Raw genomic sequence first — 24,007 nt, 5'->3', positions numbered from 1 at the left:
TAATCCTTTCTATAATACAAAACTAGAAATCTGAATATTATTTTTAATCAACAAGCATACTATTAAAAAACAATATATCAACGATCTTCACAGACAGTTGATATATTTAGAATACATATCAGCATTTTGCTAATATGAGGGGGACAGATCAGGAATATACCGCTGTATTTTTCCCAACCTGCAAAATGTAGGGGATTCATGTGTGTAGCATGAAATTAGGGACCTACATGTATCGTTATATTATAAGCTAATAATCTTCAGGAGCTATTTTTAGAAAATAGCTAGTTGCTCTGCACAAATCAGCAACCAATCTCATTTAATTGCCATTATCCTTTCAATAATGCCAACACAAACTGTGGTACTTTCCATGCCATCTTCTCTAATTTAGTCAGAGTAGGCCATAGACCGTGAGAGGAGTACACTCTAATGTCTTCTCCCCACATTTTCTTACGCTTAGCACTATCGGTAGAAAGCCCTCCCATGCGCATACGTACAACATACTCTTTCAAATAAGTAACAGAAAGTCCGCCCGTCATCAGATAACGCACCAACAGTTCACTATCCGCAGCAATCTTATAACTTTCGTTATAAAGACCTAGTCTCATCATTACCTCGCGGCGAATATAACAAGTAGGATGTAATGGAAGCCAGCCATGACGTACCTTCCATAAACGATAATCACCGCCAATCCAGTTACGTATCACCTTGTCTGTATTATCAGGATTCACAAAAAGTCCATCACCATACAGAAAATCTGCTCGAGTAGTCTTCATGTGTTCCACAATGCGGCTTATGACCCCATTATCATAGAAGAAATCATCCGAATGTAGTAATCCAATTACATCACCTGTAGCCAAACGAATTCCCTTATTGATGGCTTCATACATTCCATGATCGGGCTCCGAGATAATAGTTGAGATACGACCTTCATATTCTCTAATAATCTCTAACGAACCATCTGTACTCGCCCCATCTACAACAATAAACTCTATGTTATTATAATCCTGCGCCAAAACACTCTCTATGGCACCACGAATCGTCGCCGCACGATTAAAGCACGACGTTATTATAGATACTTTCATAAAATTTTATTATACATCAAAGACCTTACACATATTAAAAGATCATAGGAATTTCTCTTTCAAATATGTCTTTATCATTTCTTCATTCCACCCACATTGCTTCTTCAATTCATACACCTTTGCATCTACCAGCATTCTGTACCAAAAACCTTGTAAGATGTGCCAAATGAAACCTTCTTTTCCATCAAGAAACCCGCCTTTCAAAATATAACGGATAGTAAAGTTGACAAAAGGTCGTATGAAAAGAGGTGACTTAATGTATTTTATTTTTAGCCAACGTTTGCGTTGCTCCTCCGTTCCGAAAAATTTAGGTACTACTTCCTGCGCTTTGGCATCCATGGCATACTCTGTCATCAGCATATCAGCCATTTCACGAGTTGCATATCCGTTATGTTTATCTGTCCACCATGTCAAATTATTAAGATTAGCATCCACTTGATTGCCCATATTTACGGTAATGGATGTTCCATCAGTTAGACGAATGTGTTCATCCATCCATCTGTTTTCGCACTCTCCATGCCCTCTACGAAAGATTTTCAAATGATAGCTAGGATACCAGCCACCATGGAGCAATGGATGGCCCATAAAGTCAATGCGTTTACGCACATAAACACCATTGACTTGGTCGGAGCATTTACTAACGGCTTCTTTTACAGCTGTGCCGAGTTCACCTTCTAGGAACTCATCTGCATCTATTCGCCATATCCAATCTGCAGTAATACCACATTCATAAACACCGTAATTAAACTGTGTGGCGTAATTTTTCCACTCATGCTGGATTACCCTTGCACCATGTTCTTTAGCTAGTTCCGTCGTTCTGTCGTCACTAAAACAATCTACGACAACTATGTCATCACAAATTCCTTTTAACGATTTCAAACAGCGAACAATATGCTTTTCTTCATTCTTGGTCAGAATGACAGCTGCAATCGATTGTTTCATAAATATTTCTTTAAAATGGGAACTCTGATCAAAACATTTACTGACATCCAAGAAAGTATTACAATAGCTAGCGATACCATCAATATCATAAGAATATTAAGCCCCATGATATTAACATGTAACACTTTAATAATCAAATTAATCCAAACCATATGAATTATATAGATACCCAATGAGCATCTATTAAAATTTTTCACAAGAGGATTACAACAAATTTTATCAATCAATTTTCTCTGTCTCATCGCCATTATGAACATCAAGGTAACCTGCATTACAGTGAATGGCGATGTGTAGCCAGAAAAGCGAAATTGTATATCAAATACGTATTCTATTACAACCAGGGCAAATAGAAATAATATTATAAAAACGCAATATTCATCTTTCAAATAACAAGAACACCAATCTTTCACTTCTTCTATTGATAAAAAATAGCCAAGTAGTAAATAGCCAACATAAACTGATGAAAGTGGAAAGACGATACCAATATCTTGTTTTACACATGGCAGTATGGATGTGAAAAAGAATATTATCAGGAGTAAAATCAACAACTGCTTGGGATGGGGAGAGGTATTTTTCCAACTAAATATTGGAAGTATTAAATATATTCCTAACAACATATACAAATACCAAAGATGATTCCAAGTTTTTCCTTGAATCATATCAACAAACGAGTTAACAAACAAATCTAAAGTCAACGATTTGGTTTTAAAGAACAATTCCATAGATGCAAATAATGTTCCGAATAAAGCCAAGAGTATAGCAATTCGTTTGAAATAACAAAATGCTTTGTTATAATCAATAGGTTGTCTCGAAAGGAGCAGGAATCCTGTGATCATCATAAAGAGCGGCACAGGCCAAAAAGCCAAACCATTAATTGTTTTAAACAATACCAACCCGTTAGCATTCGCAGTATCTCCATATGCAGAAATCCAACAAACACCTACATGATTCATGATTACTCCTATGGTGGCACAGAGTCTAATAAACTCCACGCCAACAATTTTTTCCTTGCTCATAATCTCCTTTTTATAATTTTTGCAGGATTACCACCAACTACCATATCGGGACCAACATCTTTATAGACGGAGGCTGTTGCTCCAACTACTGCATTTTCACCGATCTCAACTCCCATACTAATGAATGCGCGAGTCCCAATCCATGAGGCTTTATGCAAAGTTATGGGAGCAACAATCAGTCCTCCTTGGTTGCTGTTTCTACAAGAGAGTTCATGGCCCGCAGTACATAAATAGCTGTATTGAGAAACCGTCACATCATCTTCTAATGTAACCAGAGCTTGATTGTAGCAAATCACATGGGGTCCCAACCAAGCATTATGCCCAAGTCTTAAATTCCAAGGTGCCCAGATAACAGTACTGCTATATACCCCCGAATCCCAATGCACTTTTGCCCCAAACAGCTTTAATAAGAACAATCGCCAAGGCAAAAATAATTTAGTTCCAAATGGACGGAATAGAAGGAATCTTACAATATACCAAAGAGTCCGCAGCATTTTATTGGTTAAAGATACCTTTCCAATATTTGATGATTGAAAGCCCATTATTCCATTACATTATTTACATATTCTTCCACTAAAGGTAAAACCGCGCAAGTTGAGTTTATACCGCCGGCACGAGGAAGTACTCCTGTGTTTACCACCAACATATTTTCAAAGCGTTGAAAATAATCCTCTACACTATTAAAATCACAGAACATTCCAAAAGGATGATATACATCTTCATATTTTTCTGCAGAAGTACTAAAAGGCAGTTCTTCATAAACAACTCCATTTTTATCCAAGTAAGACTTCACACAAGCTCGTGCTTTGGTAAACAACTCTCCAGTTTTAGGCATGATAGTCAAGTCAACATCGACACTACGTTCACCAAATGCATCTTTTTCATTGTTCATACTCATCTTACCTGATTCTCGTGGAGCCTCTATATCTATTTGGAGATAAAACTCATTCTTGTAGATATACATTCTTTTAAGAATTATCATGTTCCATGCAAAAGCAACACAAGAAGGAATATTCTTAATAATGTTCATCAACAATCCGGCACGAAACTTATGCCCAAACAATAGTTTCTTTAAATCTCTAAAGAATGGGAAGTCCTCATTACAGATGGGCTGAGAATAAAAAGAGTAGCCATCAACTTCACCAACAAATCGTTTTGTAACCAAAGAAGCACCTTGAACATGGAAAGTAAAATCTTGGTCTCCCATTTGAGGACCGCTCTTCACCTTAAAAGCACGTTGAGAAAGATGATCGGAAAAAGTCATTGTTCCTTTTTCTTTTGACAATCCAGATTCTACTAGAAGACGACTACTTTCAAATGCTCCTGACGTTAAAAAGTACTGATCAAAAGAAAGCGTCTTGTGTTGTCCATGCTGAATTAATTCAATTCCGGTAATCAGTTTTCCTTCATTCAGGAATTTAATTACACGAGAATTACTTAATAGTTTAATCTTCTTATTCTTTGCAATCCTAAAATGCGTAAAAAGATTTCGATGAAAATAGCTCAACCATATTCCTGTCTTGGTGAACAGGTTATGTTCTAATCTAACCTCCGGGATTTTATTTTCCAAACCAAATTTTGCCAAAACCCGATCTTTGTATTTTATATCAAGAGCTACTATTCCTTTCATGAACTCTGTTGGATTAGCAAAATCATTTTCTGTAAAAGTCAGCAATTGACCGCCCCATTTAGCAGAAGCTCCTCCATAGCCAAAGAAACGTGCTTTTTGCAAACCTTCGTAAGGCGCATTCACGACATGTGAAATATAACCCATCTCTGATTCGGTCTTTAAGTGTGAATCTCCAACGTCAATGAGAGTAATATCCTCATGCGGATAAACGCTGGCTAGTAAGTCTGACGTATAACTACCATAGGTACCTGCGCCAATTACCGCTATCTTCCTTTTGCCCAAATCAAGGTTTAAAACCTGCTCTGTTTTAGCAGAATTAAACCAAGTTCGTTTAAATAACCCAACAACCTTTAAATAGTGATGTTGTTTTGCTATTCCTATAGATTTCAAGCCTTTAGCAATTATCATTAAGAAAAAATAAGGCAAGCAAATAGGTTTGACATTCCATTGCCGAGTTACAAAATTGTATTTTGTACCCTCTTCCTTATCTTTATTCAATAAAAGATAAACTGATTCTTTCTTATCAGTTTGAATGATACGAAGTAATGCTTCATGAATTTTCTCTCGACAAATAAGAGGTAAAGTTGTTCTTTTATCTCCCAATAAGATATTTAAGCCAAACTTTGAAACCAGAATTCCAGCTTTACTGATATCTTGATTCTTGGTATAGATATAGCCTGGTCTTACGAAAGACACATGTAACCCTCCTATTGGATGTTCCATTAAGTAATGATCAACTGCCACTTTAATACTTGCATAGCCACCTTTATTGTGATAATCTTCTTCGATAGCAGATGTTTCATCCACCTCTAAGGATTCATTGGGATAGACACTAATAGAAGAAATCTGAATAAGATGCTTTACATGTTTATCTTTACAAAATTGTAGGAGAGATTGACAATATTGAATATTCTCCTCAACACTCTTTCCCTTCAATAATATATAATTAACAACAGTATCGTAATTTTCAGAAAGTTCTGAATTCTGATGCATCAAAAATACATCTCCCGTTACAACATTTCCATTTCGTTCTTCTTTTCCACGAGAAAAACAATCAAAATCAATCCCCGCAGTTTTGAACTTATTTATTAGTCCAGTTGCCACAAATGAACGATGACCACAAATTAAAATTTTCTTTTCCATTAAGCACATTATTTATGCAGCAATATTCTACAGGTTAGTAACTCTCGAGAAAAAACAATGAAGGTATTAAATTAGCAGGGTTTCCCATCACTCCAGTGCAAAGAAACAGGTGAGCTAAATAGGACTCGATAACGTCCCATACTAATCGCAGTTTATTACTTTTCGAATATGGAGTTTTATACTCCATCAAATTCTTTATCATATATTTTTTCTGTTATCAGTATTCTTAAATACAAATTATTACAAATATCCACAAAACGGGACACACTAGAAAAACAAAAGCATCTGCTATCTGCCACAAGATGTATATCATCAGTTGTTAACAAGATAGTTACAGTATTGCAGATAATAGGTATTTCTATTCTTTTCGACTTTATGAGAGAAGGAAATCACATACCACAATTATGCTCATAATCACACAGATTTGTACATTCCCACAAATTCCTGTGCCACTTTACGTGCTGAATACTTCTCCTCTACTAGTTTACGACCATTGCGTCCCATCGTCTCCAGTTCATCTTCGGTAAGCGACAAAAAACTGCGAAGTGCTTGTACAGTTGCTTCCGTACCAACTTCCGTCCACCAACCGCAATGTTCACTTTCCAATTCACTCCACGGTGTACCTTTGGTAGTTACCACAGGAGTTCCACTAGCCAAAGCCTCCGCCACCACAATACCAAAATTCTCGCTATGCGTAGGTAGTACAAATAAATCCGTCTGTTGAAACAGTTTCCATTTACGATTGCCATAAACACCCCCTTCAAAACGAATTAAATTCGACACTCCCAAGTATACAGCCAATTGCCTCAAGTCCTCCATATAGGTAGCATCACCTTCACCGGCAATACGTACCACATACCCTTGCAATAGTTCTTTAAGTTGTGCTACCGCTTCCACCAAGAAGTTAATACCTTTCTTCACATGAACTCGACTCAAAAAGAGAATTTCCTTATTTCGCTTCCAACTTTGCTTCATCACAATACTTTCCACATCTACACCATTGGCTATCACGATAATCTTATCATTATACCCCAATTTGAGGAGATTCTCCTTTTCACTCTCTGCTGTGGCATGAAGCCTGTTCGCATTCTTCACTGCTTCTTTTTGATAGAGCAATAATGACGGTAACTTACGAGTCCAATAATGACGCGCCATAATCCACGGCTCTAACATACCATGCGGAGTAAGTACCACTTTATATCCTAGATTCTGCGCCCACTTTTGTATGAAAGCACAAGTCGGTATCCAACAGCAATTCACATGCACTACATCAGGTTGTATCTCATGCAGCAAAAATGTCCATTGACGATTCATTTCTAAAGGATGGCACATGGATGCCACATTGTGCACCTCACAGTTTTCCATTTTCATAGGATTGTTACTGGTATGACTCACCACATGAAGTTCCACAAGTTTTCCTAACTCCTTAGCAAGTAATTGCATATAAGCAGCTGTCCCCCCCGATGTACGATCGAGACTGGGTATATAATGAATTAGAATCATAAATAAATGATTAAAATAGATATTTTAGAAAAGAACCATAACGATATTTTGATAATCTATATAGAAACAAAGCAACTACGATTGTTAGGGCTAGTACAAAAATAAATCTCAAGTTAAACCAACCTAGTGGTCTCTCCTGTGTTATTGTATAAAAGAAGTAGAAGTGTATCATAAAAATGAGCACACTCAATCCACGTAATGTTCTATATGGCATTTTTTTATTGATTCTTAAATTTATAGAGATAAAAGTTAAGAATGTTACCACTATGAGACGACCAATCCAGCTAAGAGCATCAATAAAAACATCAAAACCTATTAATAATAATAAAAGAGGTACTAGCATATTTAGTAATGACAATTTTAAGAATATGTCTCTTTTTTTTACCCCCCCACAATCAATCCAATACAAGTAAAAATCAATGCATATGGAAAACTTAAGAACCATCCATTGATGTGCTTATAACTCCAATCGTAAACAGCCTTACATTCAAATCCACAATGACAAGCTACAAAATAGACAAAAACTATAGCACAACATATTATAGCTAAGTATTCGTTAATTTTTGAGAGAAAAGTGATTATAACTGTCGAAATTACCAATGCTACATAGAACCAAGAGCCATAAAAGGAGTTAAATAATTTAGCAAACGAAAAATTTGTAAACAGTTGGTAATCCCAAGTAACAATAATATAAATGAGAAGCCAACCCAAATACAATATAGTGATACGTTTCACAAAATGTAAAAGTTTGTTTAATGAATAATCAGGATTACGAGAAAAAAATAAAAAAGCACTTATAACAAAAAAATAGGGAACACATAGACTTGTGAGGAATCCTAAAGTAGAATGAAGAAAAACACAATGGCATAAAGAGCTCAAAGGAGAGACATGTAGAGCTACAATCCCAATGCAGGCAATGAACTTACCGATATCAACCGTATTATAATTTTTAGTAGTTTCCATTATACAGTTTATTAATAAACAAATCCTATTTTACGATTGAAATATTTAGCATCTTTAGATATATCTTTTATAGGTTTGGCTGGAACACCACCATAGAGTTTCCATTCTTCTGCATATATTTTATTCAATACAGCCCCTGCTGCCAAAACACTATAAGCAGGCAATACTGAACCACCTAAAATATTTACATCAGTAGAGACAAAACAATAATCACCTATCATTATCGGATGGCTATCTTGCCTACCTTTATAAATATCTATAGAATGAGTCAGTAACTGCGAATTGTAGCCTGCAATTGTGACAAAATCACCTATATGTATCGCATTAGTACAATCCAAATGATGATTCTTTGTAATAGCAGATTCCTTACCTATGATTAATTCACTTTCTCGTCCTTTATCATGAGCAAAATGCCTACTATCACTCTTTGTCGGGAAACCTGTAATCCAATTACTTCTACCAATAGACGAATTCTCATTCAAAACCAATTTATCCAAATTAATTATAACATTAAAATGGCCGATATTACTTCCTGGCTTTAATACTAAGATTTGAGGATTTACAAAAGATAATCCAATATAAGCCTCTTTAGATACTTCAAATCCCTTAATACTATTTAGTAATCTTCTTTTCAAACACCAAGGTAATAAAAGACTTAAGAATATTTTTACACGCTTCATTTATTTATAATTGATTTTAACAAACTAATCTTTCCACAAAATAAAACTTGAAGTATATTAAATCGTTGTATCACTTGATAATGCCATATACAGCAAATCAAGATTATCAAACAACTACCAAATAAAGATATAAGCAGAGAATATATACCGCCCATTTTACAAGCCGGAATGAATTGCAAAAGAAAATAATGAAATAGATAAATCGTCAATGAGGCTCTACCAATGGAAGTAATATATGCAATATCAACATTGAGAATTCTCTGATAAGTATTAAAAAAAACAAGACAGCTGCAAAACGACCGCACATACGAATAATTTCATTAGAAATACCCAAAGCAAGAGATAAAAACAATACAGATATCCACACAAACAAAGAAAATAACAAGATTTTCTTTCCATGTAATATATGTAAATCATGATATAAATATCCCAATATAAACAAAGGCCAGTTTGTAACTAAATGCCTAATACAAAAGAATTCAACGAATGATGGAGGTAGTATCAATTTGCATAAACAAAGAAAAAATTCTATTGCTACAGCGATAATTATGAATAAAAAAGTACTAGATCTAAATAGTTTTATCATATTAATCTTTATCAAACAAAACAGTAACCACAAAGTTGGTAAAAACCAATAGCCCCATCTTGTTTCTGATAAGAAATACCCCTTTATAGCATCTACAGTGAAACCATGCAAAGTTATAGCAAGCATACATATACTAATATAGGGAATCAATAATTGTTGAGCCTTCTTTTTATTAGAAAGAACTCTACCATTAATAGCCAAAACATAAGAACTGGCTGCAAAAAATAATGCCATATGAAAGCTATAGATAATCTCAACGAGCCAAGGAATAGAAGTAATGCCACCAATATGACCGAGCACTACACAAAAGATAGCAGTCATTTTAAGATTATCAATAAAATATAACCGTTTTATCATACTTAATTAATAGTGTTAAATCTATTGATCTTGTAAGCCAATGATAGAGTAAGCCAATTAATACCTGTGAAATATAGTCCAACATTTAAAAGCAACCCAGTTTGCTGCATAGAGATAAAATTATATGTAATCACTAAACTTAACATAATCTCAAAGGGTGAAAGCCCGGACTTTCGCTTTTTTAGTATGTATTTGCAGAAAGGTATAACAACACCCAAATACAATAAGCAGAAATTTACAAACCCCAATAAACCATTCATTGATAACATCATTAAGAAAGAGTTACCTGCTTCAACATTACCATTTTTATTCACGATGGACCAACGCATATCCGCTCTAAACGTACCAATACCTATTATAGGGGACTGTTCATATTCATTCATACGCGCTTTCCATAAAGCATCCCGACTACTCCCCTCAATCTCTTGCAATTTATTTTTGCGATCTATAATAGATGTATCCAAATCTACATAATTAAGGAATAATATACCGCCGGCAATAACAATTGCTAATATTTGAAACAGTTTCTTTATATTTCGACTTTTCAAGAAAGCATAACCGACCATAACTAACGGAATAGAATAAAAAGCTGTACGAGTACCTGTTAATGGTATAGCAACAATAGTGACTAAAATTCCACCTATACATAATAATTTCAATTTTAGAGAAACAACGCCAAGAAGACTTGCCAATGCTATAATAGTTAAACCTTGCGCATAACCTAAAGAATTAGGAAAGTCATACCATCCCACAAGATAGCCATCAATAAATCTCTTTCCTAATAAGCCTAAAACTGAAGAAATAAATGAAGTAATAGACAAACCAGCAAGCAGGTAGATAAAAAGTCTTTTTCTATATGCATATATTGAACGATTAGTTATTACAGGAGAGAATACAATCATCACCAAAATTAGCATTACAATTCTTTGTCCCGGTTTAAAAACAGCCTCTGTTTCACTTAAATTCACCAATGTACTAATAATGGCAATAAGAATAAAAAGAGCAGCAAATATATTATAAGTATATCCCTTAATTCTAAAAACTTTCGACAACGAATACAACACCAATAAAGCATAACAGATCGGGCCTCCTAAATAAGATGCAACTGAACACATACAAAGAAGTAGGAAAAATCCATTTTTAAAAGTAAACACCTCTTTTGCCACTACTTCAGCCATATATTTTTCTTTATAAGAGCAATCATATTACGAGTACATTTACTATTCTCAAGCCAGTCAAATATTCTCTTCAGAAATTTTATTTGAGCCAATGATTGATATATCTTCTGTGATAGCGTAGGATTATACCAACTATGAGCAACCAGATGCAATGCATAGGTACGATGATTCATAAATTCTGGCACACAAAAAACCTCATCTTTAAAAATTACCATATTATTATCCAGATACTGATCTTCATTTTTATATCTAAAGCCATATTTTTCAGCATTCACGGCATAAATGTTGGGAGCAACAATAGCCATGTTATCATAACCCTTATTCATTGAAAAATGAAGATTTCTATAATAAGCCAGGCAATCACTCATATATTCGTTTCCTTTTTCTGCACCCATAATGGCCGCTTGAATTCCTATTCCCTGTACATAGTCTACATTAGGCAAACGATTTAAATTTGTATCCAAGCATTTATTCACTACATCAAAACATTTCACATTATCAGGAATATATTCCACTGAAGAGAAAAAATGAAAATGAAGCAAATCATTAAACGATTTAAGCACCTGTACATCAGAGTCTAAATAGATGCCACCCTCTGTAAATAAAGCATAAGCACGTATATAGTCTGCACAAAAAGCCCACTTCTTTTGTTCGAAAGCTTCCCTTACATACTCTATGGAATTGATATCAAAATTTTGAGTAGTCCAGCATTTTATCTCATAATCAGGAAGACATATTTTCCAAGAATCAATACAGTTTTTAATTTTGTCAGGCAAAGGATCTCCACTTAGCCAGCACCAATGAATAATTTTGGGTATCATACTTATCTTATATTAGGATATTTCACAATTCTATTCCGCAGTTCACTTATAAACGGCTTCATTGAGTAATCCTCTATATCATATTTATTATATTTCTTAAAATGATCATCGTCATAAATACCTATACGGTCGCCTAACCCTCTCGCTCGTTTAGCGATATATTCTTCTTCTGATTTTGTATAATAATGGTTAATACGCAAATTTCTGAAAACAATATCACTAGCTCCCCAGCCAAAAATACGATTACCCCATGCTTCTCGAATAGAATATCCACCTTTTACATAAAGAGGATAGTGAGGTGAGATGTAATCTATCACCAATCGAGGATTACAAATTGTTTTAATATGGATATTTAAATAATAGTTATTTTCAGCTCTTTTCGTATAATTTTCCGTTATAAGTCCTTCCGGTTTATGTTTTAAGCCACAGGTTCCGAATATAGCCCAATTCACTCCTACACCACAAGCCCCCAATTTAGCTTTATAAACAAGTTCATTCATTACTTCACCCAAACCTTTAGAACTATCCACAGGCATCAAATACTCATCCATATCAAGAAAAGCCATCCACCTGCATTCCCTTTTATGTTTTTTGATAGCATCATTATAAGCTACTAGCTGCTGTGCTTTACCTCTTTGTAAGGTATAATCCACAATACCTGCTTCTATATAAGGTTTTAGTAAATCTAAAGTATCATCATTACTTTCATTATCATAAAAATAAAATTTTGTAACCCCTACCATTCTGTGAAATTCAATCCACTCTATCAGATAAGGACCTTCATTTTTACTGATGGACACAATTGCGACTTCATGTTTGAATATTTCACTTCTTTCTTTTTCCATAATTTTCTCAACTTTCCTAAATCCCCAAGCTTTCTCATAAAACATAGAAAACCAATAGTTCAAAAGAATATAGGGAAAACAAACCAACAATACCGAATTTGAAAATAAATGACTCTTAATATTACGTTTAACATGTAAGATAAAACTATTGTTATACAAATACAGATGTATCCAATAGCGAAATGTTTTTGTTTTTAAGCTCATCTCTAATAATGAATTATGAAAACCACGATTGCAACATCTTTCTTCCCTCGTTTCTATCGCGATTCAGAGTTTGGGAAATTTTACTATAGTCAAATTCGCAAAAATCAAGTTCTTCCAATCGACGCACTCGTGGTACTGCATATTGTGATATCAAGGTTTCCATTCTGGAATTCATACCTCTAAAAATACCCTTTAATTCAAAAAACATAAATGGTTTCTCAAAATAAATACCAAACATACAACAGTGATATGAATTAGTCAATATATATTTAGCTTTTGATATCAATCCAAGCCATTCTGTTGGTGAGGGGAATATTTTTTCATATTTGTCATTACGAGCCTGACTAGCTATATATTTTATTTTCAAGTGTTTTATTTTAGCATAACTATAAATATCATCTATGTTAACATCTGTATAATTACCTAATAGATAAAGTAATATATAATCTTTTTCCTCTGGTATATCTGCAATATTAAGATAATCCTCTTTTGTGAGTAACCCAGTTGGATCAATAACACGACGAGCATCAATACCCATTTCCTTACAATAAATTAGACCTTTTTCCTCCCTTACTGTAACTGCAGAGAATGAAAAGAGCATTTCTGCCATCTTTTTACGTCCATCTATAGTAAAAGGATTACTACCAAAACTTGCAGCATATGAATATTTGGGTTTATCATGAACAAAGGTCAAAAAATAGACTTTAGACAATGCCCCCCACACCTGATCGCTACCCGTAATATAAGCATCACATAGAGGAGGATTATCTTCCAGCATAGCAATATCATAAATCTTATCTGTTGATACAATAAACTTCGTTCGGAAATAATCAAATCCTCTATCCAAATGACCATATCGTCTCGAAAACTGCTTCAATTTAAATCTAAATATCAATAACGACCAAAAACGATAAGAGAAGATCTTTCCCGGCAACTGAAGAAATCGTGTATTCAAAGACTTCTTCTCTACTGCATCACTGATACTTTTTATCAAAAAAGCATTATGACCTTGTTCCCGAAGATAATGCTGAAGCGCATAACACTGTAATACTTGACCATAATTATCTTTACTATTCCACATCGTAATTATACCAATATTCATCTTTATCGTTTTTTAAGCAGCTTATTTAACTTATAATTCAGGTTAAGCTTAATAAGTATCATTCTAATAATAAATTTAAGTTTATCAAGCAATGATGGTTTTGCAAATTCCTCCAGCAATTTTACAACAGACTCGGATTTCCATCTAGAAAAAAAGGCTATTCGTTTAGGATGAAGAGGTGAGCTATGCATATAGGAGATATTAGTAAAGACTATATCATCAGGTGTTACCGATTTTTTTTCACAGACTAACTTCTCCATTATGCTATCACCTTTTTCAGTATGAACAAAAACTAAGCTTACCCCATTTGGATCATAGAACCTTTTATCAATCTCCTTAATACCCCAAAAATCAGCCATTGAAATATCACTTTGAGAACGCCCCCCCTTCGCAGGACATAACGAACACGATGGACGAATTGTTATATTAGAAAGAAAACCTTTCATAAAAGGATTATGACTATGCATTTCAGAGAACAATATCTGATTTTGATCCATTTTAGAAACCGACATTCCACGAATGATAAAACCAAATTTTTCCCATCCGAATCCTGCTTTCTCTCTGAAATTAATACCTGTAATCTCAAGTCTTTCCTTTAGAGAAGAAGATAAGAATGTATCTTTTTCATTTGCTATGCTTTGCAAGGACAATTTGTTTTTTTGTTCGCTAAGATACTTTTGCCAGACTCCCGGACTAGGTACACCATGACAAATAAAGTCTATAGTTATAAGATTAGTATAGTCTCTGCCTAGAAAGTTCTTTAAAGCTGCAATCTGACAGGGAGTACCTGTATAAAGTACTAGCTTGCCATTCTTTAGAAATTCCCTAGCTTTAGCAAAAGTCTCTTCATTTCTGCACTGCACATATTTGGAACCTCTAAACTTCGATAAATAGTTCCGCTCCTCAACATAATCCATCCGTACTCCCCAGTCTTTATCAAAACGAGCGCCAAAAACTACACCTTTATTCTGTAGTACATATTCGCTTACAAGAGAAAAAAAACCGCCAGATGAACTTTGTTGTTGAATAAATTTAGACGGATTTTTTATCGCATAAGCCTCTCGTACAAGCAAAGCTTCTCTCTTATTAATTACCGGACAAACTTTTTCACATAAACCACAGTCGACACATATAGCATAATCAATTACGGGATAAAAGAATCCTTCATCATCGACTCTCATCTCTATGCATGCCTTAGGGCACGCTTGACTACATGCTTCGCAGCCACAACACATCTTATTGTCTTTAATGTCAAGCATTTTCTTATTATGTAATAATTGAATAAAACGAAAGCATTTATCGGTTTGTCAAATGACAGCCAATAAAATCTAATTAAACGATCTTGAACATATTCAATTCTTAAGTCTTTAATAAAACTTCTAAAATCGCCAGTCAGAGCAGGCTTATAAAAAAATCCCCCCCCCTATTTTTCTTTTATTTTGAACCAGAATGCGTTCAAAAACCCGTGTATAATAATAATCAGAAGAATAGTGTAACAACGATTCCCTGCCAGTCTGCTCATATATACTGTAAATAGCCGTCGTATTTTGCTTTATTTGATGCAATGCATCCTTCACCGGCCTTTTCTTACGTCCTAAAGAATTCTGATTTTCATCAATCTGGTCATAGTGATAAGTTGCAATGGAAGTACTTGACAACGTTTTGACATAAAGAAGATAACTAAGAATAAAAATATTATCTTCACCTAGACTAACACTAACGTCAAATCGTAATCCGTATTTATTTATTATTGAGGATTTAAAAGCCTTTATCCACAAGAATTGAGAATGTGCTTTCAATGGTCCCAAAAACAGATCTAAGCTTTCATTCTTATTCTTTGACACAGAATCTAAATAATTGAATGTTCTTACTCCATAATATAAATCTATAATAAAACTATTGATACACAAATCTACATTTTTTTCTACTTGTTTATTAAATGTAGCCAGATGAAACGGCTCTACCCAATCGTCCGAATCCATAAAGGTAATCCATTCACCACACGCAATGTCTAATCCTTTATTACGAGCTGCACTAACTCCCTTATTTTCTTGATATAAATACTTAACTCTAGTATCTAAAGCAGCAAACCTTTGACATATCTCACCTGATCCATCTTTGCTTCCATCATCTATTAATATCAACTCCCAATTTGTTTCTGTCTGCAAAAAGACACTGTTTATACAGCGTTCAATGTACCGCTGCGCATTATAAACTGGAACGATTATTGAATATTTAATTTTTTCTTTTTCCATATTTTAGACGTAAAGAGCTTAATATCTCACACAGCATTATGCTCAAAAGTACAGCCAACAACGGGATAATAAAATAATTTATAAGTGAATAACAAGGCAAAATTAACCCGACTATCTTAAAAGCTACAATTAACGTAAGCGGATAATGACTATAATATATCACTGTTGAATACTTGCCCAAAGAGGCTATTTTTTCGACTTTTCTTATTTTCGAACATAGAAAAAATATAAAGAATGGCATAGTAAAAATATATAATTTTAGGATTATTTCTTGTCCTGTCATTATATAAACAATCAGTCCGATAATGATAATGGGACACATATAATACCACTTATCATAAACCAGATTACGATTATGTATAGCCAGAAAAGCGCCTAAACTAAAAAATAGAATGCCGAGCAAGTTAAAGTACAAAAGATGTAAACCTAAAAAATATGATACAGTTAAAGCCACAATTGTAAACCAGCCAAACTTATCACAGATTTTATATATTATCGGAGAAAACAAACACAACACTATCAAATCACGTATATACCATAGAGGAAGATTTATCGGGTAATAAATACCACTTGAGATATCGGAAACGTTGCCCCAAAAACAATGGACTATAATTTCACCTATCGAAGCATTTCCATAATCAATCCAGGAAGGTCTTCCTGTATAGAACTTTAGCAAATCAATCACTAGAGTTACGGCATTCCAAACGAAATATGGTATAAGTAAAGTAGAGATTCTCGAATTTAACTTCTTAATATAGATCTTTTTCGTAAACCCATTCTCCATCCGCTGAAAAAACAAGAACCCAGATATGATGAAAAAAGCAGGTACAACAAAACTACAAAATGTATGAGAAAAGAAATCACGAAAAGGATAATAAGCAATATTATCTGTTGGTCCTACACTATGTATAAATACTACAAGAACAGCTAATGGAAAACGCACAATACGGATTGCAGTGGAAGTGTATGGCGTCATAACAATTTAGTTCTAATTAGTAACAATATTTTTTCCCGTTCACCCAAAGACAATCCAATAAAGAAAAGGAAAAAGATTTCTATCATGAACACAACTACCATACATAAAAAAGTATCTACAGATAGAGAGTCATATGACGGCAAGAAAAATACCAGAAGAAACAATGATACAGTTAATAATAAAGGACGCATTAAAGCTTTTTTAAAATATTCTTCAAAGGATATTTTTATCAATGGTAATACAATATAAAACCTAATACACTGAACAAGTGCCTCTATAATTCCATATATTATCATTACAGAATCTGGAGATATGTCAAACATTTTAAGACCTATATAGGAAAAGGGCAAGACCAATAACATTGTAGTACCCTCATAAACTTGGAATCTTTTTATGTTACCTGTAGCATGTACTGCATTTATCATAGCCTGTCTTAATGGCGCCAACAAACAAATAAGTAATGTTATTCGGACAAAGCTAATTGTATATTCAGGTACAGTGCCTAGCCATAATTGGAGAACAACAGAGGCAAAAACAAATAAAGGAAAAACAACTAAAACCATAACTAAATAACCATATTTAGAAGACGCTATCACCAATTTATGCATATTCTGCAAATCGTTAGTTGCATACGCTTTAATAATAGGAGGTGACAATGCCATTTGATAGTTTTGCACAAACACTAAAACAGCGGCCTGTACTTGGGTTGTTAAACCGCGAGCTGCATTCACTACAGGTCCAAAAAACATATTTAAAAGAATATTTATACCTTGATTATTTGCCAATAAAGCAAGACTACCATTTGATGCCCAACCAGCATATACAATCAGTTCCTTTGACAATTTTGAATTCCATTGCGGTTTCTCTCTACTCTCTACAAAATTCTTTGAGCAATATATGGTGTATATTGCTCTTAACATTAATTGAACCAACAAGAACAAAATAGAATAACTTATTAATTTATCATACGGAATTATCAATAATAAAAATACAATAGAAAGTTTTAATGTCGACTCCACTATTGATATATAAGCAAAAACATTCATCTTTTCATGAGCTATTACTAAAGCATTAAATGGTACACTAACCACTGAAACGAGCATGGCAATAATAGAACATTGATATACCCATAAAGCTGCATCATATCGTTCTTCTGGTATAATAAGTTTATTTAATACAAACCAAAGACCTACAGTTTCACACAAGACAAATAAAACTAATGCAAGTATTAGATGAACACCTAACACGCTTCTGAAAACTTTTTTCACTTCATCAACATTCCCCTTTCCGATTGAAAATGTCAAATAACGAGAACTTGCTGATTGAAGTGAACCATTAAAGAAAGAAAGCATGACCGTTACGCCACCTACCACATTATATACTCCAAAATCTACGACACCTAATGTGTTTAAGATCACTCTTGATGTATAGAATGATACACCCATCGTGAACAACATTCTTAAATATAAGAATAGTGAATTTTTCGCAATTCTTTGTGTATCAGTCGCTATAATTTCCTTCATTGGGTTATTCCGAATTTTATATTTCACGCAGATTAAAGTTATACTCAGACAAGAGTACTCCTCACTGTTTTAGATACTTTTTAGTATCCAAACAATGAAACGATTTAATGACCTTATTAGCTATTCATTCTTCCTTCACTTTATGTTCTCCATACCCATAACCGTATCCATAACGTTTGCCATAGCCATAATACTTGCCATATTTGCCATAGCCATAATAATAACCATACTTCTTCTTTTGAAGATCAAGACCATTAATTATGGAACAAAGATTAGGCAATTTATTACTATCAGCCAATTCATTAATCAAAGTAAATTCAGCTTTTCGAGTATAATCAGCACGACATACATACACCGACAAGTCAGCTACACGACCTATCAATAAAGTATCCGTCACCATACCAACTGGAGCTGTATCTAGAATCACATAATCAAAGTTCTTTCTCAATGTTTCAACCGCCTTATCCAAACCATCTCGAGCTAATAATTCTGTAGGATTAGGCGGCACAGTTCCACCTGGAAGAATATACAGACTCTTACTTATATCCGAAGGCTGAACAAAATCCATCAGATTCTTTTCTGGATTTGCTAAGTATTGAGTAATACCCAATTCTTTACGAGGAATATTAAACACTTTATTCAAACCAGGCTTACGAATATCAAGACCAACAATTACAACCTTTTTTCCCAATAAAGAAAGGCTAATCGCAAGGTTTGAAGAAATAAAAGATTTACCTTCACCACTGACAGTAGAAGTGACTAGTATCACTTTTTGATCACTTTTAAGCATAAACTGAAGATTAGTACGGACATTACGAAAAGTCTCACTCATTAAAGTATTCTGATTCTCAAATACAGCAATAGTTCCATTTTTTTCAGTAGTTAATGGTACATCACCCACAATAGGTCGACTCGTTAAATTCTCAACATCACCACGCCCCTCTATTTTGAATTTAGTCAAACCAATCAGGAAAATGATACCAATAGGTAATCCTACACCTACCACCAAAGCAATCATGTAAATCATCTTTGGTTTCGGAGATACCGGAGCACCTTCAGCTGCTGGCTCATCTATAATCTTAGCATTGTTGGCTGTAGCGGCCAAAGTGATGGCGTTCTCTTCACGCTTCTGCAAAAGCATCAAATAAAGTCCTGCCTTGATTTCTTGCTGCCGTGCAATACTTACATATTGACGTTCTTGCCCCGGAGCATCACTGATACGACGAGAAAAACGGCTCGCTTCACGATCTAAATCAGCCTTCACAATAAGTAAACCCTGCAAAGTACCATTAATAGCAGCCTGAACATTCGATTTCATAGCACGAATACTCGTATCCAGATTCACTATCATCGGATTGCTCTCCGTAGAAGTACGAAGCAAACGTTTACGTTCAATAATTAATTCATTATAACGTTCTATCTGAGTAGTCAATCCATCATCAGATAAACCGATATTACCTGGTAAAACTTCATACTCATTTGACGGATTATTGATATATTTAACAAGGTCGCGAACCAAATTAATCTGGGTTCCATTCTCTACACGCTTCTTTTCATATTCAGCATTCCCCGATACAGCCAATTGAGCATCACTGCTAATATCTGTCAAACCCGCATTTCTTTTAAAGGCTTCCAATTTATTCTCCGTACTTCCTAATTCTTCATCAATAATCTTAATACGTTCATTGATAAATTCCCTTGTCTTTTCAGCAATCTCATTCTTGTCATTATTTGTATTCCGATTATACATTTCCATCAACTTATTGATAAAATCCTGTCCTCGCTGTATATTCGTATTCATCAATGAAACAACTGCTACAGAAGTCGTTTTGGAAGTGGGTGCTATTTCCAATGCCCACTGATATCCTTTTGCTACTCTAAACGGCTGACTGACCACAGCACTGATATTTCGCACCACATTCTGTCCTTCTATATTCCCATTCGCCAAGGAATCTTTCAATGCAAACCCAAATGTACCCGCATCTGTAGGTAACACTGCTGGAAGTTGATCAAAATGTTTAGCATATTCATTCAACCCTATTTTCAAATTTACATCCAGACCACCCTCTGGAGTAAGCTTCATATTAATCAAAGCTACATCCAACAATTCGTCTGCTTCCTGAGGTGTCAGGTTTACGACTACCGGAGAAGTCTTATATAATTCTTTTTTAGGGAATTCATCCTCATCATAATAAGTTATATAAAGTTCCAGATTATTGATAACTTCTTTTAAAATCGTTTTTGAGCGTAAAACTTCAATCTCATTATCAATACTTTGTGCAGAAGTAATCACTCCACCCAATCCCAAGCTTTCCAAATCAGCAACATTTCCACCACCGTTTTTTTTATCATCTTTTATCATGATGGAAGCAGAAACCTGATACACGGGAGTTTGAAAATGCAAATACACCCAAGCACCAATTAGGCAAGCTAAAACGGAAGCTACAAACCAAGGCCAATGAATTACATATTTAAAAAAAAGTTCCTGATAATCTACTTTCTCTTCGTCCAATTCATTCATATTATTGTCATACGAATTTTCTTTCATTGTTGATTGTTATTTTAATAAAATTACCAATATGTTTGCAAGTGAAACCAGAATAGAAGTACTAGACAGCCATAATCCCGTATTGGTTCCTATATCCGAATTCTTCGCCTTAGTCTTATTAGGTGTCACATAAATTATATCATTCTGCTGTAACTGATAATAAGGAGACAGTACCGTTTCAGCCTTATTCAAGTCCATAGTAATAATTTCCTGCTTATTATCTTGCCCTGTCCGGATTAATTTCACATTATCACGCATACCATAAATAGTCAAATCACCTGCCATGGCGAGTGCTTCCAGCAAATTAATCTTCTCGTTAGAGACTACAAAGCTTCCTGGCTTAGTAACCTCTCCCAATACCGAAATCCGATAATTAACAATACGTACAGTTACAAGCGGTGCTTCTTTCAAATAAACCTTCAACTTATCTATAATCAGATTTTCTATCTCCAGTTTAGTCAATCCACCTACATGAATCTCGCCCAATACTGGAAAGTTGATATTCCCCTGATTATCCACCAGATATTGCTGTAGAGCAGATGATGCAGTTCCTTGTCCTACCGTCTTTCCCTCCGTTCCATTAGCAGTACCCGAATTTACCAGATTGAAAGGTGCAGCCAGTTCCGGAGTAGAACAAGATACGGCAATCGTCAACAAATCCTTGGGCATAACCTTCACACCTGTCTGACGAACACTCTGTTCTGTATCATTCACAAAAGCCGTATCCTGCAAATAAGGCACTTTCTTATATGATTGGCAGGATACCAGCAAAAAAGCAAGTAACGCACCCAAAGTCAATCGTTTCAATTTTCTCATAACCACCTACTCATGTAATTTTACAACTATTGATTTAATCTTTATTCAAATTCCAACTCTTCGCCTAATAAGCCTCTTTATCCCCACGGATTACATTATACACAGTCTTATACATGATATATAAATCCAAAAGAAACGTCCAATGCTCAATATACCAGATGTCACGTTGCACACGTCCTTCCATCTGCCAAAGCTCCTTCGTTTCTCCACGGAAACCTGTCACTTGTGCCCAACCTGTAATACCAGGCTTTACAAAATGACGAACCATATATTTATTTATTAAATGGGAATATTCTTCTGTGTGCTTCAACATGTGCGGACGGGGACCCACTAAAGACATATCTCCTTTCAATACATTAATAAATTGAGGAAGTTCATCCACATTCGTCTTACGAATCAGATCACCGATTCGGGTTTTACGAGGATCATGTTCTGTAGCCTGTAATGTATCACATTGAGCATTTACTCGCATTGAACGAAACTTATAGCACCAAAATTCACGACCATCCTCCCCACTTCGTTTCTGTTTGAAAAAAACAGGTCCAGGCGAACTAATCTTTATAGCCAGTCCCACAATGATGTATATAATAGGGAAAAAAGTACAAAGGAACAGTAGCGAGCAAATAATATCAAAGCCACGTTTCATCATACGATTTTCCAATAATTCAAGTGGCTCACGACGGATAGAAAGTACCGGGACATTACCTAACATTTCAAAATACATTCTCCGTTTCAGATAGTTCCGGACATTGGGAACGCTGAAGAAACGAATCAGATGGTTCTCACAATAGTTGATAATCGGCACAATTTCAGCACTACGGGCGGAAGGAAGACTACAATAAAGCTGGTCTACCTTTCCCGCATTACGAGTCAAATAATCAACAGCTTCACACGGCTGTCCCAAATAAGCTATGTTCGTAGGATAGCGGTCTGACGGAAAATCTTCAAAATATCCCAATACACGATACCCGGATGTCGGATCATCCGTCATGGAATGATAAAGTTCCTGCATATTTTCATGGCTACCCACCAACACTACCTTTCGGACATTTTCCCCACTTTTGCGATAAAGCTCCAGAATAGATCGGAACGTCAGACGATAGGAAATGATAACGATAATGAGAACTATATAAAATACCCCTAACTGACGCAGATTGACACATTCAAAATGGAATATATATGAAAGCCCAAAGACTATCAATACAAAAGGAATCATATTCCGGGCCACCCGAAGCATAATTTGTTCCGGGCGAACCACCGGACGATGAAGGATCACTCCTGAACGGATGTTGCAAACCAGATAACATAAAGTCATCAGAGCCATGTTCTGGAGAAGAGGCATTGAATACTCAAATGGAGACCGGTTTTCCCAGATCGAAGTAAACATCCATAACAGCAAGTTCAATAAGATGATGTCCCCTAGAAGGACAAAAGATTTTAGGACTTTATTGAAACGTTGGACTTCCTGCATTATTTTATTATCAACTGATTAAATTTCTTTCCCATCACCCGTGTTTCTCACGATAATCAATATAACGGTCGACCCATTCAATTGCTTTGGCTCGAAATTCCTCTTTGGTATGACAGTCATAGAAGTAAGCCAAAAGACGGGTGAAATGGCTTAAACGAACGTCTCCCCTTTTATAACCTTTGCATAGTAGACAGCTTTGCCCAAGCCTATTTCAGCGCACATGGGAGCTATCTTCACACCTGCTTTCTTAAACTGCTCGGCGATGAAAAGACCGAGTGCTGCATGAGAGTACTTTTTCATTTTTGTAATTCGTAACTACTCAGGTATCTTTTCCTGAAAATTGAAAAAGTAATCCAAACTCTCTTA

21 protein-coding genes are annotated in these 24,007 nt (G+C 34.9%); all 21 read right to left on the bottom strand.

The window, feature by feature from the left end:
- Positions 1-326 precede the first annotated feature (326 nt).
- The 21 genes from KTR06_RS18125 to KTR06_RS18025 all read right to left on the bottom strand — a co-directional run bounded on the left by KTR06_RS18125 (position 327) and on the right by KTR06_RS18025 (position 23,941).
- A complete protein-coding gene (locus KTR06_RS18125) occupies positions 327-1,082 on the bottom strand; it encodes a glycosyltransferase family 2 protein (RefSeq protein WP_217290681.1) in 756 nt (251 codons plus the stop codon).
- Between the two features lie 42 nt (positions 1,083-1,124).
- The gene (locus tag KTR06_RS18120; RefSeq protein ID WP_217290680.1) at positions 1,125-2,024 is read right to left on the bottom strand and encodes a glycosyltransferase family 2 protein; all 900 of its coding nucleotides are present in this window, start codon (positions 2,022-2,024) and stop codon (positions 1,125-1,127) included.
- Positions 2,021-3,040: an acyltransferase gene (locus KTR06_RS18115; protein ID WP_217290679.1), complete on the bottom strand. Its 1,020-nt coding sequence runs from the start codon at positions 3,038-3,040 to the stop codon at positions 2,021-2,023. Before KTR06_RS18115 ends, KTR06_RS18120 begins: the two co-directional genes overlap by 4 nt.
- Entirely contained in the window at positions 3,037-3,582 is a 546-nt protein-coding gene (locus KTR06_RS18110; RefSeq protein ID WP_217290678.1) for a putative colanic acid biosynthesis acetyltransferase, read from the bottom strand. The genes KTR06_RS18115 and KTR06_RS18110 overlap by 4 nt, the downstream gene beginning before the upstream one ends.
- A complete protein-coding gene (locus tag KTR06_RS18105) occupies positions 3,582-5,813 on the bottom strand; it encodes an NAD(P)-dependent oxidoreductase (RefSeq protein ID WP_217290677.1) in 2,232 nt (743 codons plus the stop codon). Before KTR06_RS18105 ends, KTR06_RS18110 begins: the two co-directional genes overlap by 1 nt.
- 414 nt (positions 5,814-6,227) lie before the next feature.
- The gene (locus KTR06_RS18100; protein WP_217290676.1) at positions 6,228-7,316 is read right to left on the bottom strand and encodes a glycosyltransferase; all 1,089 of its coding nucleotides are present in this window, start codon (positions 7,314-7,316) and stop codon (positions 6,228-6,230) included.
- Positions 7,317-7,697: 381 nt separating this feature from the next.
- The gene (locus KTR06_RS18095; protein ID WP_217290675.1) at positions 7,698-8,279 is read right to left on the bottom strand and encodes an acyltransferase family protein; all 582 of its coding nucleotides are present in this window, start codon (positions 8,277-8,279) and stop codon (positions 7,698-7,700) included.
- 11 nt (positions 8,280-8,290) lie between these two features.
- Positions 8,291-8,959 carry an acyltransferase gene (locus KTR06_RS18090; RefSeq protein ID WP_217290674.1) on the bottom strand — a complete coding sequence of 223 codons (669 nt, stop codon included), beginning with the start codon at positions 8,957-8,959 and terminating at the stop codon, positions 8,291-8,293.
- 205 nt (positions 8,960-9,164) lie between these two features.
- Positions 9,165-9,902, bottom strand: a complete 738-nt coding sequence (locus KTR06_RS18085; RefSeq protein WP_217290673.1) for an acyltransferase family protein — start codon at positions 9,900-9,902, stop codon at positions 9,165-9,167.
- A 2-nt stretch (positions 9,903-9,904) separates the two neighbouring features.
- On the bottom strand, positions 9,905-11,080 hold the full coding sequence (locus KTR06_RS18080; RefSeq protein WP_217290672.1) for an O-antigen ligase: 1,176 nt from the start codon (positions 11,078-11,080) through the stop codon (positions 9,905-9,907).
- Positions 11,068-11,901, bottom strand: a complete 834-nt coding sequence (locus KTR06_RS18075) for a glycosyltransferase family 32 protein (protein ID WP_217290671.1) — start codon at positions 11,899-11,901, stop codon at positions 11,068-11,070. The genes KTR06_RS18080 and KTR06_RS18075 overlap by 13 nt, the downstream gene beginning before the upstream one ends.
- A 2-nt stretch (positions 11,902-11,903) precedes the next feature.
- Complete coding sequence (locus tag KTR06_RS18070; protein WP_217290670.1) at positions 11,904-12,746, bottom strand: glycosyltransferase family 92 protein; 843 nt, start codon at positions 12,744-12,746, stop codon at positions 11,904-11,906.
- Between the two features lie 217 nt (positions 12,747-12,963).
- Complete coding sequence (locus KTR06_RS18065) at positions 12,964-14,052, bottom strand: polysaccharide pyruvyl transferase family protein (protein WP_217290669.1); 1,089 nt, start codon at positions 14,050-14,052, stop codon at positions 12,964-12,966.
- A 2-nt stretch (positions 14,053-14,054) separates the two neighbouring features.
- Positions 14,055-15,311 (bottom strand): Coenzyme F420 hydrogenase/dehydrogenase, beta subunit C-terminal domain, encoded by a 1,257-nt coding sequence (locus tag KTR06_RS18060; RefSeq protein ID WP_217290668.1) that lies wholly within the window; start codon positions 15,309-15,311, stop codon positions 14,055-14,057.
- 144 nt (positions 15,312-15,455) lie between these two features.
- On the bottom strand, positions 15,456-16,307 hold the full coding sequence (locus KTR06_RS18055; protein ID WP_217290667.1) for a glycosyltransferase family A protein: 852 nt from the start codon (positions 16,305-16,307) through the stop codon (positions 15,456-15,458).
- A complete protein-coding gene (locus tag KTR06_RS24790) occupies positions 16,288-17,283 on the bottom strand; it encodes an acyltransferase (RefSeq protein WP_217290666.1) in 996 nt (331 codons plus the stop codon). The genes KTR06_RS18055 and KTR06_RS24790 overlap by 20 nt, the downstream gene beginning before the upstream one ends.
- The gene (locus KTR06_RS18045; RefSeq protein WP_217290665.1) at positions 17,280-18,806 is read right to left on the bottom strand and encodes an oligosaccharide flippase family protein; all 1,527 of its coding nucleotides are present in this window, start codon (positions 18,804-18,806) and stop codon (positions 17,280-17,282) included. Before KTR06_RS18045 ends, KTR06_RS24790 begins: the two co-directional genes overlap by 4 nt.
- A 124-nt stretch (positions 18,807-18,930) precedes the next feature.
- Positions 18,931-21,354: a polysaccharide biosynthesis tyrosine autokinase gene (locus KTR06_RS18040; protein WP_217290664.1), complete on the bottom strand. Its 2,424-nt coding sequence runs from the start codon at positions 21,352-21,354 to the stop codon at positions 18,931-18,933.
- Between the two features lie 9 nt (positions 21,355-21,363).
- Positions 21,364-22,176, bottom strand: coding sequence for a polysaccharide biosynthesis/export family protein (locus tag KTR06_RS18035; RefSeq protein WP_371745221.1), 813 nt, complete (start codon positions 22,174-22,176; stop codon positions 21,364-21,366).
- A gap of 58 nt (positions 22,177-22,234) precedes the next feature.
- Positions 22,235-23,641, bottom strand: a complete 1,407-nt coding sequence (locus tag KTR06_RS18030; protein WP_217290662.1) for an undecaprenyl-phosphate glucose phosphotransferase — start codon at positions 23,639-23,641, stop codon at positions 22,235-22,237.
- Positions 23,642-23,791: 150 nt separating this feature from the next.
- The gene (locus KTR06_RS18025; RefSeq protein WP_195470836.1) at positions 23,792-23,941 is read right to left on the bottom strand and encodes a hypothetical protein; all 150 of its coding nucleotides are present in this window, start codon (positions 23,939-23,941) and stop codon (positions 23,792-23,794) included.
- Positions 23,942-24,007 lie beyond the last annotated feature (66 nt).

This window comes from Bacteroides sp. MSK.20.12 (assembly GCF_019052435.1).
Classification (GTDB): Bacteria; Bacteroidota; Bacteroidia; order Bacteroidales; family Bacteroidaceae; genus Bacteroides; species Bacteroides xylanisolvens.
This window is presented reverse-complemented; position numbering and strand designations above follow the sequence as displayed.